Raw genomic sequence first — 16,068 nt, 5'->3', positions numbered from 1 at the left:
CCGGAAGCTAAGCCTCTCAGCGCCGATGGTACTGCAAGGGGGACCTTGTGGGAGAGTAGGACGCCGCCGGACTTCTTCAGCAACACCAGGGAACCCCTGACCACGTGTGGTCAGGGGTTTTCTGCGTTTCCGGGGTCGATTCGCCTTCGGAAGCGACAGTCATGAGCGGCGCCGGCAATAGGATCAGCCGACGACGGAGGAACGATGACGAACACGTGGCCGGTCCTGCCGGACGGCTCCCGGTTGGCGCTCCGGGAGATCCTGATCCACGGAGAGCTGTCACGGGCGGAGATCGCTCGGTCGCTCGGACTCTCGCGGGCCAGTCTCACCCGGGCGATGCGCATCCTGGTCGGGCACGGGCTCGTCGTCGAGGTCGGGACGAACGTCCGGGGAGCGACAGGGCGCCCGTCGGAACTCCTGCACCCGAGCTCCGGGCAGTGGGAGTTCCTCGGCATCAAGCTCACCAAGGACCGGTTGTACGCAGCGGTCACTGACCTCGGCGGACGCGTCCTGGCGCTGCACGAGGAGTCGATGCCGGCGACCCGTGCCGCGGACGTCGCCGAGCAGATCCGAGCGGTCGAGGAGCGGCTCCGGACCGCCCACCCGGCCATGTGCGCGATCGGGGTGTCCCTGCCCGGGGATGTCCGCACTGTCGGGGGTGAGGCTGTCGTCGCGCACTCGTTGTTCCTCGGGTGGACGAACGTCCCCTTCGCCCGGATGGTGACGGAACGAACGGGCCTGGCGGCGTTCATCGCGAACGACGTGCACGCCCTCACGGCGAAGGAGCACTGGTTCGGCGCGGGAGCGGGGACCGGCGGGCGGTCGATGGCGCTCGTCACGGTCGGGGAGGGGCTCGGCCTCGGGCTCATCGCCAACGGGCAGGTGTCGACGGGGGAGCACGGGCGTCTCGGTCGGATCGGACACCTCCCGGTGCTGGGCGGTGGTCCGGACTGCGGGCTCGGACACCTCGGCTGCGCGTCGAGCTACCTCCCGAGCCCCGTGATCGTCCGGAACTCCGGGTACACCGACGCCACCTACGACGAGGTCGTCGAACGAGCGCGGTCCGGTGACGAGCGGGCACTCGCGGCCTTCGCGGACGCCGGGCGTGCGCTCGGCGTGGTCCTGGCGACGGTGGTGCACATCGCCGACCCGTCCACGCTCGTGCTCACCGGTGACGGGCTGCCCGTGTACGACATCGCCCGGTCCACGGTGGACGAGGCACTCCGTGGGGCGCTCGAGCCGTTCTCGGAACCGGTCTCCGTCGAGGTGCAGCCGTTCGAGTTCTCGGAGTGGGCGCGGGCCGGGGCTGTCCTCGCGATCCGCCGGCTGCTCGCCGAGTGACGAGTCGAGTCACGGGAGCGGCAGAGCCTTTGGTGCGTTAGTTACGCACGTTGACAAAGGGGGAGTGGCACGGGAGGCTGGAACGGTCCCACCATCGAAGGAGATGCCGTGTCCGATGCCCCAACCGTCCCCTGGCCGACCGACGGCCTGTCGTTCGGCGGCGACTACAGTCCCGAGCAGTGGCCACGCGAGGTCTGGGACGAGGACGTCCGACTGATGCGCGAGGCAGGGGTCAACCTCGTCACGGTCGGGGTGTTCTCGTGGGGGCTCCTCGAGCGGGCGCCGGGGGAGTACACGTGGGTCTGGCTCGACGACGTCCTCGACCTCCTGCACGCCAACGGGATCGCGGTCGACCTCGCGACGCCGACGGCCGCTCCGCCGAGCTGGCTCCTCGCGGCCCATCCCGAGGTGCTGCCCGTGGACCGCGACGACGTCGTCCGCCGCCCGGGTGAGCGGCTCGGCTGGTGCCCGGACTCCCCGGTCTTCCGCGAGCACGCGCACCGCATCGTCGACGCCGTGGCCGAGCGCTACGGACGACACCCGGCCGTGCGGTTGTGGCACGTCAGCAACGAGCTCGGCGGTGGCAACGCCCGGTGCGCCTGCGACGCGTCCACCGTTGCGTTCCGCCGGTGGCTCCGGGAGCGGTACGCCGACGTCGACGCCGTCAACGCCGCGTGGGGCACGGCCTTCTGGGGGCACACGTACACGGACTTCGAGGAGATCGGGCTGCCGCACGGCGGCCACAACCTCGCCCCGAACCCGGGGCTGTTCCTGGACGCCGAACGGTTCTCGTCGGACTCGCTCCTCGCGCACTTCACCATGGAGAAGACGACGATCGAACGCCACTCGAGCGTCCCCGTGACGACGAACTTCATGGTCGGCGCCGGCTCGCAGACCGTCGACTACGCGGAGTGGGCGAAGCACGTGGCGATCCCCGCGAACGACCACTACACGCTCGTGGACGATCCCCGCCGCGAACAGGACCTCGCCGCGTCCGCCGACCGGATGCGTGGGATCACGACAGGCCGCGCGCCCTGGCTGCTCATGGAACACTCGACCGGCAGCCCGAGCTGGCAGCAGCGGAACCGGGCGAAGGAGCCGGGCGAGATCCTCCGGAACTCGCTCGCGCACGTCGCTCGCGGGTCCGACGGCGCCCTGTTCTTCCAGTGGCGTGCCTCGACCGCCGGGGCCGAGCAGTTCCACTCCGCGATGGTCCCGCACGCCGGCACCGCGACCCGCATCTGGCGCGAGGTCACCGCGCTCGGCCGGGCACTCCGCGCACTCGCACCGGTCCAGGGCAGCACCGTCGGGCCGGCCCGGGTCGCGATCGTCGTCGACGAACCGTCCGGGTGGGCGATGCAGTCCGGGCTGAAGCCGCACCGTGGCCTGCGGGCGTCACGGGAGCTCCGAGCGTGGCACCGGGCGTTCTACGACCGACAGGTGCTGACGGACGTGGTCCCGCTCGAGGCCGACCTGACCTGGTACGACGTGGTCGTGCTGCCGACGCTGCTCATCGTCGACGACGCCGCTGCGGCCCGGGTCGCCGACCTCGCCGCACGCGGAGTGACCCTCGTCGTGACGTACCTCTCCGGGGTGGCCGACGAGCACGCCCGGATCCGGACGGGTGGCTACCCCGGGGCCTTCCGCGACCTGCTCGGCGCGTGGTCGGAGGAGTTCACGCCGCTGCAGCCCGACGAACGCTGGACCCTCGACGACGGCGAGGTCGTCACCGACTGGGCCGAGGCCGTCGTCACCGAGGACGCCGACGTGGTTCTCCGCTACGCGGACGGCCCGCTCACCGGTCGCCCGGCGGTCACCCGCCGGGACGTCGGCGGCGGTGCCTGGTACGTCTCCGCCGCCCTCGCGGACGGCAGCATCCAGCGGGTGGTGGACCGGGTCGTGGCGGAGCGGGCGGTCCCACGGACGGTCACCGGGCCTCCCGGACTGGAGGCGGTGCGTCGCGTCGGACGCGACGGTTCCGCGTTCCTGTTCCTCGTCAACCACCTGGCCGAGCCGGTCATGGTGCACGCGTCCGGCACGGACCTGCTCGACGGTTCCGGCCACGGGCCGGAGACCGTGGTGCCGGCGGGACGTGTCCGCGTGCTCCGCGAGGAGCGGGACGCATGACCGTCGTCGACGAGGACACCGCACCGACGCGCCCGTCGGACCCGACCCGGCGCGCACACGTGCTCCGCGCCGCCGGGATGTCGCTCGTGCTCGTGACGGCGCCGGACGGTCTGCCGGAGGTGCTGCACTGGGGGCGCGACGTCGGACCGGTCGGGACGATCGACACGGACGAGCTCCTGCTGGCGGTGGGGCGACCGGTCTCGCCGAGTGCGTTCGACGCGCCCTGGCCGCTGACGGTCCTGCCGACCGAACGGGACGGCTGGGAGGGACGACCGGGGATCGCCGGACACGTCGACGGGCTGCCGCTCGTCCCACGGTGGCAGGACGTCGTCGTGGTGTCGGACGACGGACTCGTCACGGTGACCGCGGTCTCCGCCGAACTGCGGCTGCGGAGCGAGTTCGCGCTCGACGCCGCCGGGGTCCTGCGCGTCCGACATGCCGTGACGAACCGCGGGGCGGCAGCGGTGCACCTGCAGGCGCTCGAGGCGGTGCTGCCCGTCGGGGAACGGGCAGCGGAGGTCCTCGACCTGGCGGGGCGGTGGACGCGGGAACGCACCCCGCAGCGGCGCACCCTGACGCACGGCAGCCATGCGCGCGAGAGTCGCCGAGGCCGCACCGGTCACGACGCACCGACGCTGCTGGTGCTCGGGACGCCCGGGTTCTCGGACGACGCGGGGGAGGTCTGGGCCGTGCACCTGGCGTGGAGCGCGGACTCCGTGCACCGCCACGACGTGCTCGCCGAGGCGCGCCCACTGCTCGGCGCCGGGGAGCTGCTCCGCGCGGGCGAGGTCGTGCTCGGCGAGGACGACACGTTCACGACGCCGGACGCCGTGTTCGTGTGGAGCGACGAGGGACTCGACGGCATGTCGGCCCGGCTCCACGACTCGATCCGCGCGCGGCCCGGACACCCCCGTCGCCCGCGGCCCGTCGTCCTCAACACGTGGGAGGCCGTGTACTACCGGCAGGACCTCGCCCCGCTCGTGGCGCTGGCCGAGACGGCCGCGGACATCGGCGTCGAACGGTTCGTGCTCGACGACGGCTGGTTCCTCGGACGCCGGTCGGACACCACGTCGCTCGGTGACTGGCAGGTCGACCCTGCCGTCTGGCCCGACGGGCTCCGCCCCCTGGTCGACCGGGTGCGGGAGCTCGGGATGGAGTTCGGCCTGTGGTTCGAACCGGAGATGGTGAGTCCCGTGTCCGAGCTCGCCCTCGCGCACCCGGAGTGGCTCCTGCAGCGACCCGACGACGACGTGCGCACGTGGCGGAACCAGTACGTGCTCGACATGGCGAACCCGGCTGCCCGTGCCCACGTGCTCGAGAGCATGTCGGCGGTCATCGGCGGGCACCACGTGGAGTTCGTCAAGTGGGACGCGAACCGGGACGTCGTGCACGCGGTCCACGCCGGACGTGCGGGCATCGACGCGCACACCCGCGGGGTCTACACGCTGATGGACGACCTGCGTCGGCGCCACCCGTGGCTCGAGATCGAGTCGTGTGCCAGCGGCGGGGCCCGGGTCGACCTCGGCGCGCTCGAGCACACGGACCGGGTGTGGCCGTCGGACACGAACGACGCGGTGGAGCGGCTGGGCATCCAACGGTGGACCGAGGCGCTCCTGCCGCTCGAGCTCATCGGCAGCCACGTCGGACCCGAGGTGTCGCACACGACCGGCCGACACCTCGACCTGGACTTCCGGATGGCGGTGTCGCTGTTCGGCTCCGCGGGCATCGAGACGGACGTCACGCGGCTGGACCCGGCGGAGCTGGACCGGCTGCGGGCGTGGACGGCGTTGTACCGGCGGTCGCGATCGCTGCTGCACACCGGGCGGCTGCGGCACCTCGACCTCGGGGACCCCGGGCTCGACGGGACCTCGGTGGTGGCCGTCGACCGGTCGCAGGCGCTCGTCCGCGTGGCCCGGACCGTCACCGGTCCGCAGTCGCTCGCCGTGCCGGTCCGGCTCCGGGGACTCGACCGGTCGCGGCGCTACCGGGTGGCCCCGGCGACGGGCATCGGCCTGCCGCGCGGACTCGACATGGTGCCGCCGCCGTGGCTCGGTCGCGGGTGGGTGGAGCTGCCGGGCGCGGTGCTCGAGGACGTCGGGGTGCGGCTGCCGATGCTCGCGCCGGCGACGGCGATCGTGCTGGAGTGCGTGGCGCTCGACTGAGCGGCGCCCGCCCCGCCCGCCCGGCCAGGTCGGCCGAGCGGGTGGGCGCGCGGGTCAGCGGGCGGGCGCGGAGGTCAGTGCAGCAGGGAACCCGCGTGCCGGAGGACCTCGCGGGACGTCAGCGCCGACGTGTCGATCCCGGGGGCGTCCGTCACGGTGAACGTCACGGACTCGCCCGGCAGCAGCGACACCAGCCCGTCGTCCACGCGGGCCGATGCGTCGACGCGGTCCGGGAACAGCGAGACGTCCCGCGCGTACGACGTCGCGGTGACGGTCACCCGGGCGCCGTCCGCCGTCGGCTCCACCGCGGTGGTGAACGGCGCCGGCTCGAGGGCCTGGTCGACGACCTCGGCGAAGTCGTGCACGGTCCGGAGGAGCGGTCCGGTGACGACGAGCACCTCGGCGGCCGGGTCCCCGGGGACTGCGAGCGACGCCGGCAGTGCCACACGAGTGGCATCGGCGGTCCCGACGGTGACCGGGAAGGACCCCGACGCGAGCACGGTGCCGTCGAACGACATCCGCGCGACCTCGACCTGGCCCTCGACCGCGGTACCGGACGCGTTGACGACCACGACGTCGAGCACCGCCGACGCGGAGGTCCCGGGCTGCACGGTCACGAGCACCGGCTGGTACGCCTGTCGCACGGCGTACCAGACGGGCTTCCGGATGCCGGCGTGGTCGACGAGCGCCCACGAGACGACGGGCCAGTCGTCGTTGAGCTGCCAGACGACCATCCCGGTGTTGTCGGGGGTGCGCGACCGGAACCACTCCATGCCGAAGCGGATCGCGTGCGCCTGGTTCAGCTGCGCGGCGAAGTGCCAGTCCTCGATCGAGACCGGCTCGGGCAGGTGCCCCCGCATGCCGTCGGCGAGCTTCCGGTTGCCCTGGTCGGCCTTCTGGTGGACGAGCATCTCGTGGCCGTCGGGGTCGAGCGGCTCGTCGTGCACGACCGCCGTCAACGTGGACCACGCCGGTGGCCCCTGGAACCCGAACTCCGCCACGAAGCGCGGCTGCCAGTCGGCGTAGGCGCGGTAGTCCAGGCGGTTCCAGACGTCCCAGATGTGGACGCTGCCGTTCCGCTCGTCGTTCGGCGTCAGGTACTCGTCGAACGAGAACGGGCTGCCCGGCGTGTACGGGCGCGTCGGGTCGAGCTCGGCGACGACCGCCGGGAACAGGTCCCGGTAGTACCCGTTGCCCCAGGTCCGACCGACGAGCGAGGCGCGCCAGCCCCACTCCGCGTACGCGACCAGGTTCTCGTTGTTGCCGTTCCAGAGGACGAGGGACGGGTGCGGGCTGAGGCGGGTGACGGCCTCGCGGACCTCGGGCTCGACCTCGTCACGGAGCCACGGCTCCTCGGCGTACGCCGCACAGGCGAAGAGGAAGTCCTGCCAGACGAGGACCCCGAGCTCGTCGCACCGGTCGTACAGGTCGTCGGACTCGTAGATCCCGCCGCCCCACACGCGGAGCAGGTTCATGTTCGCGTCGACCGCGTCGTCGATGCGCCGGTGGTAGCGCTCACGGGTCATCTCGGTGAGGAACGCGTGGTCCGGGATCCAGTTCGCCCCGCGCACCATCACCGGCCGGTCGTTCACCCGCAGCAGGAACGGCGCCCCGCCCGCGTCCGCCGCGGTGTCGAGGGTGACGGTCCGGAAGCCGACCCGGCCGGTCCAGACGTCGTCGCCGACCTCGACGCGGACGTCGTACAGCGCCTGGTCGCCCTCGCCGCGCGGCCACCAGACGGCGACCTCCGGCACGACGAGCCGGACGGTGGCCGCCCCGTCCTGGACGGGGCGCGACCCGGACACGATGTCGCCACCGGCACCGACGGGAGGCTCGGTGCCGGTGACCGGCGACGCTGCGGACGCGCGGTGCGGGGCCAGGGTGACCCGGGCCTCCAGTCCGGTGGTGTCGGCACCGCCTGCTGCGGTGACGGGCGCGCTGCCGATGGCCTGCGTGAAGCGGCCGCCGGACCCGGCGAGCTCGACGTCCACGTGCGCGGTGAGCACGCCGTCGGTGCCGTCGAGGTCCACGAGCGGTCGGACGGACGCGATGCGGGCGCCGCTCCAGGACTCGATGCCGATCGACTTCCAGATGCCGCTCGTCGCGACGTCGACGCCCCAGTCCCAGCCGAAGTTCGACGCGTTCTTGCGGAGCGCGTTGTAGGGGTGGTGGTTGACGTGGGGGAGCTCGCCGCCGTGCAGCTCGGACAGCCGCTCGGCCGCGGGGACCGGGGCGTCGAAGGTGACGACCAGGTCGTTCGTGCCCGCGCGGAGCAGGTGCCCGACGGGGAACCGGTACGAGCGGTGCTGGTTCGCCGTGGTCGCGACGACGATGCCGTTGAGCTCGACCGTGGCGAGGGTGTCGAGGCCCTCCGCGACCAGGTCGTGCCGCTCGGCGTCCGGGGCGTGCCAGTCGAAGGTGCGGCGCCAGCGCCAGACGGTGTCGCCGATCCACTGGGTCGCGGCCTCGCCGTCGCCGTCGAACGGGTCCGGGATCAGCCCGGCGCGCAGCAGGTCCGTGTGGACGACGCCGGGGACCACCGCCTCGATCGGGGTCGAGGCCATGTCGGCCGCTGCCGGGCCGCGCACTGCCTCGACCGTCCACGTGCCGTTGAGTGTCGTCCGCTCCATCGCGTCTCCTCAGGGTTCCGGGGTCGCGCGGTGCGACCCCTTGACCGACTTAGTTTATGCGTGTAACAATCACGCTCACAACGTGGACCTGCGATGACGCAGACCGAGAGGACAACGATGTTCAACCCAACCCGTTCGCGGCTCGCCATCGGCGGCGCCGTTCTCCTGGCAGCCGGCCTCGCGCTGAGTGGCTGCAGCTCCAGCGGTTCCGCCAGCACGAGTGGTGACGCCGCCTCGACCCTGGTCGCGTACACCGGCCAGTCCGGCGACTACCAGATCAACTACAACCCGTGGTCGCCGTCGAACATCGGTGGCGTCGGGACGATCTACGAGTCGCTGTTCTTCATCACGAACGTGAACACGAACGACCCGAAGCCGCTGCTCGGCAAGTCGTACGAGTGGAACGCGGACGGCACGCAGCTGACCATCACGCTCCGCGACGGGGCGACCTGGAGCGACGGGGAGCCCTTCACGTCGAAGGACGTCGTCTTCACGCTCGACATGCTCAAGCAGCAGAAGGCGCTGAACTCGATCGGGTACGACGGCACCGCGAAGGCCGAGGGGGACGACACGGTCGTGGTGTCGTTCGCCAAGCCGTCGTTCGTGCTCGGCCCGAACCTGCTCGGCAAGACCTGGATCGTGCCCGAGCACCTGTGGAAGGACATCGACCCGACCACCGACGTGATGCGCAAGCCCGTCGGCACCGGTCCGTACACGCTCGGCACGTTCAAGCCGCAGGCGTTCACCCTGCAGGCGAACGCGAAGTACTGGGGCGGGGCGCCGAAGGTCAAGACGATCCGGTACCTCTCCCTCTCCGGCAACACCGCCGGCGCCGACGCCCTGTCGCAGGGCTCGATCGACTGGCAGACCGGCCCGGTCCCCGGCATGTCCGACATCGCCGCGAAGTACCCCGGGTACGACGGCATCACGGTCCCGCAGAACCAGATGGCGCTGCTGACCTGCTCGAACACGACGCTCGGCTGCAAGGGTTCCCAGACGGACCCGGCTGTGCGGCACGCGATCGCGGACGCCATCAACCGCAAGCAGCTCAACTCGCTGGCGTTCGAGAACACCGCGAGCGAGATCTCCCCGACCTTCGCGCTGACCAGCACGCAGGAGAAGACCATCTCGAAGGACGTGTCGCCGGCGGTCATGCCGAGCAGTGCGGACAAGGACGCGTCGGCGAAGGCGCTCGAGGGTGCCGGCTGGGCGAAGGGCGCCGACGGCATCTACGCCAAGGACGGCCAGAAGCTGTCCCTGACCGTCGAGGTCGTCACGGGGTGGACCGACTACATCACCGCCATCGACACGATGACCCAGCAGCTCAAGGCCGCCGGCATCGAGCTGAAGGCGCAGCAGTCGTCCTGGAACGAGTGGACCGACAAGAAGACCAAGGGCGACTTCGAGCTCGCGATCGACTCGCTCGGCCAGGGCCCGGCGTCGAACCCGTACTACCTCTACAACAACTACTTCACGACGGCGAACACCGCGAAGGTCGGTGAGGCGGCCCCGATGAACATCTCGCGGTACAGCAACCCCGACGTCGACGGCGCCCTCGCGAAGCTCGCCACGATCAACCCGACCGACACCGCGAAGACGCAGCCGGAGTTCGACGTCATCCAGCAGCACATCGTCGAGGACCTGCCCTACATCCCCGTGATGACCGGCGGCACGACGAGCGAGTTCCACTCGGCGAAGTTCAGCGGCTGGCCGACGAAGGACGACCTCTACGCCTTCCCGGCGGTCTGGGCCAGCCCGGACAACGCCGAGGTCTTCAAGGCGCTGAAGCCGGCCAAGGGCTGACCCCGATGGCATCGCGACCGAGGAGCACTCGACGATGACGTACTTCCTGCGCAAGATCGGCTTCTACGTGGTGGCCCTCTGGGCGGCACTGACGCTGAACTTCGTCATCCCGCGGCTGCTGCCCGGGAACCCGGTGGACATCCTGCTCGCCAAGCTGCAGCAGCGCGGCGGGCAGGTGACCCCGGCGACACGGAAGGCGTACGAGCTGCTCCTCGGTGGCGACACCTCGGAGCCGCTGTGGTCCCAGTACGGCCACTACCTGGTCAACGTGTTCCGCGGTGACCTCGGGGTGTCCGTCAGCTACTTCCCGGCACCCGTGACCGAGGTCATCGGCAGCTCCCTGCCGTGGACGATCGCCCTGGTCGGGATCGCGACGATCGTCGCGGCGGTCATCGGCGTGGGCCTCGGTGCCTTCGTCGGGTGGCGACCGGGGACCTGGCTCGACTCGTTCGTGCCGGCCACCACCCTGCTCGCCGCGGTGCCGTACTTCTGGCTCGCGCTGATCCTGGTGTACTTCTTCGCCACCGGGCTGCACCTGTTCCCGGCACAGGGCGGCTACGACGTCGTGCTGACGCCGGGGTTCTCCGGCGACTTCATCGGTTCGGCGATCAAGTACGGCGTGCTGCCGGCGGTGACGATCGTGCTCGCGTCCCTCGGCGGGTGGTTGCTCGGGATGCGCAACATGATGGTGTCGACGCTGTCCGAGGACTACATCACCACCGCGCAGGCGAAGGGGCTGCCCGACGGCAAGATCCTGCGGAACTACGCCGCACGGAACGCCGTGCTGCCCTCGGTCGCCGGGTTCGCGATCTCCCTCGGGTTCATCGTGTCCGGCTCCGTCGTCACCGAGCAGGTGTTCTCCTACCCGGGCATCGGGTCGAAGCTCCTCTCCGCGGTGACGAACAACGACTACGCGCTCATGCAGGGGATCTTCCTGTTCATCACCCTGGCGGTCCTCGGCGCGAACCTCGTCGTCGACCTGCTGTACGGGCTCATCGACCCGCGGACGCGGGCGCGGAGCTAGGGAGGAGACGACCATGACCAACATCCAGCAGGAGACCGAGCCCACCATCGGCGCGCTGACGGAGGAGGCCGACAGCACGACGTCGATCGCCACCCGTCGGGCGTCGAAGGGCGGCATCCGTCGCTTCCTCCCGACCCTCACCCCGTGGCTCGTCGCCGGCATCGCGCTGGTGCTCGGCGTCGTGCTCTTCGGCGTCGTCGGACCGCTGCTCGTCGGCGACCCGACCACCATCCGCGACTCCGGGCTGCAGGGCCCGAGCGCCGAGAACCTCCTCGGCACCACCCAGACCGGGCAGGACGTCCTCGCGCAGCTCGCCTTCGCCACCCGCGGCAGCCTGCAGATCGGCCTCATCGTCGGCCTGCTCGCCACCGTGCTCTCCGCGTTCTTCGGGATCCTCGGCGCGTACCTCGGCGGGATCATGGACGAGGCGTTCTCGCTCTTCTCGAACGTCTTCCTCGTCATCCCGGGCCTGCCGCTCGTCATCGTCATCTCGGGCCTCGTTCCGCGTGAGGCCCGCGGGCTGTGGACCATCGCCGTCGTCCTCGCGATCACGTCGTGGGCTGGGTCCGCCCGGGTGCTCCGGGCGCAGACGATGTCGATCAGGAACCGCGACTACGTGTCGGCCGCCCGGGTCGCCGGGGAGCGGCCCTGGCGGGTGATCGCGGTCGAGATCCTGCCGAACCTGCTGCCCGTCCTGGCGTCGCAGTTCGTCTTCGCGGTGATCGCGGCGATCCTCGGGGAGGCCGGTCTGTCCTTCCTCGGCCTCGGGGCGTCGAACTCGTCGACGCTCGGCACGATGCTCTTCTACGCCCAGAACGGGTTCGCGCTCGCCAACGGCGCGTGGTGGTGGTTCGTCCCGCCGGGGCTGCTCATCGCCCTGCTCGGCATGGGGCTGTCGCTGGTGAACTTCTCGATCGACGAGGTCATCAACCCGCGGCTCGCCAACGTCCGCGCCCAGCGCCGCCGTGACCGTCGCGCCAGGCGCGCTGCCCGGTCGGGAGGCTCGCCCAGCGTCGCCACCGCAGCCCACGACACGAAGGGGGTCGCCCGATGAGCGCCACCGCAGTCCTGACGATCGAGCACCTCGACGTCGTCTACGAGACCGAACACCCCGTGCACGCGGTGAAGGACGTGTCCCTGACGCTGGCACCCGGCGAGATCCTCGGACTCGCGGGGGAGTCCGGGTGCGGGAAGACCACCCTGGCGTACGCGATCACCCGGCTGCACCGACCGCCGGCGAAGGTCACCTCCGGCAGCATCACGTTCCACGACCGCGACGGCTCCGACGTCGACCTGCTCGGCCTCGGCCACGAAGAGCTCCGTGCCGTGCGCTGGTCGAAGCTGTCGATGGTGTTCCAGGGCGCGATGAACGCGTTGAACCCCGTGACCACGATCCGTGCCCAGCTCGACGACGCGCTCGTCGAGCACCGCAAGGGGTTGTCCCGGAAGGAGCGACGGGCGATCGCGGAGGACGCCCTGCGACGGGTCGGCGTCGACCCGTCACGCATCACGGCGTACCCGCACGAGCTCTCCGGCGGCATGCGGCAGCGCGTGATGATCGCGATGGCGATGCTGCTCGAGCCGCAGATCATGATCATGGACGAACCAACCACGGCGCTCGACGTCGTCGTGCAGCGGGAGATCCTCCGCGAGATCGTCCGACTGCGCGACGAGCTCGGGTTCGCGGTCGTGTTCATCACGCACGACCTGCCGCTCCTGCTGGAGATCAGCGACCGGATCGCGATCATGCTCCGCGGCGAGGTCGTCGAGTGCGAGCCGGCATCGGTGATCCAGCACGACGCGAAGCACCCCTACACGCGGCGCCTGCTGCGGTCGTTCCCGAGCCTGTCGGGTGCACGCGGCGCGTTCATCCGCAGCGGGGTCGAGGACGGCGTCGAACCCGAGACCGACACCAGGGCCGTCCTGGTGCAGGCAGCACAGGAGACGGACCGATGACCAGTGTGACCGTCAGCCACCTCGGCAAGGACTTCCACACCCGCAAGGGCCTGCGGCGCACCACGCTGCACGCCGTCGACGACGTGTCGTTCGAGCTGCTCCCCGGCCGCACCGTCGCGCTCGTCGGGGAGTCCGGGTCGGGCAAGTCCACCATCGCGCGGATGCTCGCGAAGCTCGAGTCGGTCACGCACGGTTCGATCGACGTCCGCCTCGAGGACGGCACCCCCGTCGTCGGCAGCATGTACCGCCGGCACGTGCAGATGGTGTTCCAGGACCCCTTCGCCTCGCTCAACCCGTTCCACTCCATCGAGCACCACATCGCCCGGCCGCTGCAGCTGCACCACCGGGCCCGCGGCGCCGAGGAGACCGCCGACATGGTGCGGGAGCTGCTCGGGCGGGTGAACCTCGACGAGGACTTCGCCACCCGCCGCCCGCACGAGCTCTCCGGCGGGCAGCGGCAGCGCGTCGCGATCGCCCGCGCGCTCGCCCCGGGCGCGCAGGTGCTCATCGCCGACGAACCCGTGTCGATGCTCGACGTGTCGATCCGGCTGAGCGTCCTCAACCTGCTCGGACGCCTGCAGCGGGAGGACCACCTCGCCGTGCTCTACATCACGCACGACCTGGCGACCGCACGGCACTTCTCGGACGAGATCCTGGTGCTCTACCGCGGCCGGGTCGTCGAACGCGGGCCGTCGGACGCGGTGATCCTCGACCCGCACCACGAATACACCCGACTGCTCGCCGACGCGGCACCGGACCCCGAGCGTGGGGAGCGCCGGGTCACGGCGGGTCCGGCACTCGACCGGTCGACGATCGACAACACCACCTGCTACGACCACACCGTCGGCGCGTGGGTCCCGAGCCGACCGGCCCCGGTGGGAGCACGATGAGTGACGGGTCGACGTTCGTCGACTGGGTCACGGACGGGTTCGCGGCACGGTTCCAGGTCGGTCCGGACCAGCCCGCGGCGCTCGTGTCGCTCGTGCCGGCCGGTCGGGCCCTCGCCGGCGGCGCGCTCGCCGGCGGCGCGCTCGCCGCCGACGTCCTCGCTTCCGGCGTCCTCGACGACGGGCCGGTCGATCCGCAGCCGCTCGTCGAGCTGACGACCATCGGGCACGGTCGGTTCCCCGGCGGCTTCCGGCACGTCGACTCCACGATCGGGGCGCGCCTGCGGCCGGTGTCGCACCGGGCCACTGCGGACGGGACCGATCACGAGTTCCGCATCCTGCAATCGGACGCGACCACGGGCCTCCAGGTCGAATCGGTCTTCCGGGCGCACGCCGACGTGCCCGCGTTCCGGACCTGGACCGAGGTGTCGGCGGAGCACGGCGAGCACGTCGTGGACTTCGTGTCCTCGTTCGCGACGGGTGCGTTCCTGACGGACTCCGGAGCGACCGTGGACGTGCTCGCGCTCGCGCACGCCGACAACGACTGGGTGGCCGAGAGCCGCTGGCACACCGACCCACTGCGCGACATCGGGCTGGCGCGGATCGACCGCGACGCCCAGCACCAGCCCCCGCGGAGCCGCGCCGTCGTGCAGAACCGCGGGTCGTGGTCGACGGGCGAGGCGCTGCCGATCGGCGTGCTCCTGGCGCCGTCGTACGCCCTCGCGTGGCAGGTCGAGCACAACGGGCCGTGGCTGTACGAGCTGGGGGAGACGCGGCACCACGCGTACGTGCTGCTCAGCGGACCGACCGACCAGGACCACCAGTGGACGACCGAGGTGACGAGGGACCGTCCGTTCACCTCGGTGCCGGTGTCCGTCGGGATCGCCGGCTCCGTGGACGAGGCGTTCGCTGTGCTCACCAGGCAGCGTCGGGCGACGCGCATCCTCCGACCGGCCGACCTCGCACTGCCACTCGTGTTCAACGACTACATGAACACCCTGATGGGGGACCCCACCACGGCGAAGCTCCTCCCACTGATCGATGCGGCCGCCGATGCCGGAGCCGACCTGTTCTGCATCGACGCCGGGTGGTACGCCGAGGGGCACTGGTGGGACACCGTCGGTGCGTGGGAGCCGGCCGCCTCCCGGTTCCCGGGCGGGCTCTCGCGCGTCATCGACCACATCCGCGACCGGGGCATGCAGGCCGGACTCTGGCTCGAGCCGGAGGTCATCGGCATCCACTCCCCGCTGGCGTCGACCCTGCCGTCCTCGGCGTTCGTCGAGCACCACGGCATCCGGGTCGCCGAGCACGGGCGACACCTGCTCGACCTGCGCTCGCCGGAGGCCCGGGCGCACCTGGACGCCGTGGTCGACCGGTTGGTCGGGTCGCTCGGCGTGACCTTCATCAAGATGGACGACAACACGATGACCGGGCCGTTCCCCGGCATGCTCGAGCACCAGCGGGCACTGCTCGACTGGATCGACGCCGTGCAGGAGCGGCACCCGTCGCTGCTCATCGAGAACTGCGCCTCCGGGGCGATGCGGGCCGACCAGGCCATGCTCTCGCGGCTGCACATGCAGTCCACGTCGGACCAGCAGGACCCGGTGCTGTACGCCTCGATCGCCGCTGCCGCACCCGCGGCGATGCTGCCCGAGCAGGCGGGCAACTGGGCCTACCCCGCGGTGGACATGAGTGACGAGCGCTTCGTGCTGTCGCTCGTGAACGGGGTGCTCGGACGGATGTACCTGTCCGGGTACCTCAACACGATGTCCCCGGCGCAGCTCGAGGTCGTCGGCGCGGCGATCGCGGCCCACCGGACGGTGCTCGAGGTGCTGCCGACGACCGTCCCCGTGTGGCCGCTCGGGCTGCCCGCGTGGGAGGACACCTGGATCGCCCTCGGGCTCGCCGTCCCCGGGGGCGACCTGTTCCTGTCGGTGTGGTCGCTGCCCGGGGCGTCGGACTCGGTGTCGCTGCCGTTGCCGGCACTCCACGGGCGGGAGGTCTCCGTGGAGCCGCTGTTCCCACGGGAGCCGGGGCCGTGGACGGCGACGTGGGAGGACGGGGTCCTCCGTGTCGACAACGGTGGCGTGACCCCGACGGCGCGGGTGTTCCGCATCCGCTGATCGGGCGGGAGGTGC

10 protein-coding genes are annotated in these 16,068 nt (G+C 71.4%); 9 read left to right on the top strand and 1 reads right to left on the bottom strand.

From position 1 onward, the window contains the following. Positions 1–204 precede the first annotated feature (204 nt). From ITJ54_RS04990 to ITJ54_RS04980, 3 genes are all read left to right on the top strand, one after another. Positions 205–1,341, top strand: a complete 1,137-nt coding sequence (locus ITJ54_RS04990) for an ROK family transcriptional regulator (protein WP_194626151.1) — start codon at positions 205–207, stop codon at positions 1,339–1,341. Between the two features lie 108 nt (positions 1,342–1,449). Continuing rightward, positions 1,450–3,468, top strand: coding sequence for a beta-galactosidase (locus ITJ54_RS04985; RefSeq protein ID WP_194626150.1), 2,019 nt, complete (start codon positions 1,450–1,452; stop codon positions 3,466–3,468). Beyond that, the gene (locus ITJ54_RS04980) at positions 3,465–5,630 is read left to right on the top strand and encodes an alpha-galactosidase (protein ID WP_194626149.1); all 2,166 of its coding nucleotides are present in this window, start codon (positions 3,465–3,467) and stop codon (positions 5,628–5,630) included. Before ITJ54_RS04985 ends, ITJ54_RS04980 begins: the two co-directional genes overlap by 4 nt. 74 nt (positions 5,631–5,704) lie before the next feature. Here ITJ54_RS04980 and ITJ54_RS04975 read toward each other — a convergent pair whose 3' ends face one another. Next, entirely contained in the window at positions 5,705–8,260 is a 2,556-nt protein-coding gene (locus tag ITJ54_RS04975; protein ID WP_194626148.1) for a glycoside hydrolase family 2 protein, read from the bottom strand. Between the two features lie 117 nt (positions 8,261–8,377). Between ITJ54_RS04975 and ITJ54_RS04970 the strand changes: the two genes are divergently transcribed. The 6 genes from ITJ54_RS04970 to ITJ54_RS04945 are packed head-to-tail and all read left to right on the top strand — an operon-like array spanning position 8,378 to position 16,053. Beyond that, a complete protein-coding gene (locus tag ITJ54_RS04970) occupies positions 8,378–10,063 on the top strand; it encodes an ABC transporter substrate-binding protein (protein WP_194626147.1) in 1,686 nt (561 codons plus the stop codon). A 34-nt stretch (positions 10,064–10,097) separates the two neighbouring features. After that, a complete protein-coding gene (locus tag ITJ54_RS04965) occupies positions 10,098–11,087 on the top strand; it encodes an ABC transporter permease (protein WP_194626146.1) in 990 nt (329 codons plus the stop codon). 13 nt (positions 11,088–11,100) lie between these two features. After that, positions 11,101–12,141 (top strand): ABC transporter permease, encoded by a 1,041-nt coding sequence (locus ITJ54_RS04960; RefSeq protein ID WP_194626145.1) that lies wholly within the window; start codon positions 11,101–11,103, stop codon positions 12,139–12,141. Next, positions 12,138–13,043, top strand: a complete 906-nt coding sequence (locus tag ITJ54_RS04955) for an ABC transporter ATP-binding protein (protein WP_194626144.1) — start codon at positions 12,138–12,140, stop codon at positions 13,041–13,043. The genes ITJ54_RS04960 and ITJ54_RS04955 overlap by 4 nt, the downstream gene beginning before the upstream one ends. Next, positions 13,040–13,933 carry an ABC transporter ATP-binding protein gene (locus ITJ54_RS04950; RefSeq protein WP_194626143.1) on the top strand — a complete coding sequence of 298 codons (894 nt, stop codon included), beginning with the start codon at positions 13,040–13,042 and terminating at the stop codon, positions 13,931–13,933. The genes ITJ54_RS04955 and ITJ54_RS04950 overlap by 4 nt, the downstream gene beginning before the upstream one ends. Then, positions 13,930–16,053, top strand: a complete 2,124-nt coding sequence (locus ITJ54_RS04945) for a glycoside hydrolase family 36 protein (protein WP_194626142.1) — start codon at positions 13,930–13,932, stop codon at positions 16,051–16,053. The genes ITJ54_RS04950 and ITJ54_RS04945 overlap by 4 nt, the downstream gene beginning before the upstream one ends. Positions 16,054–16,068: the final 15 nt, after the last annotated feature.

The organism is Curtobacterium sp. VKM Ac-2865, from assembly GCF_015350905.1.
GTDB lineage: Bacteria > Actinomycetota > Actinomycetes > Actinomycetales > Microbacteriaceae > Curtobacterium.
This window is presented reverse-complemented; position numbering and strand designations above follow the sequence as displayed.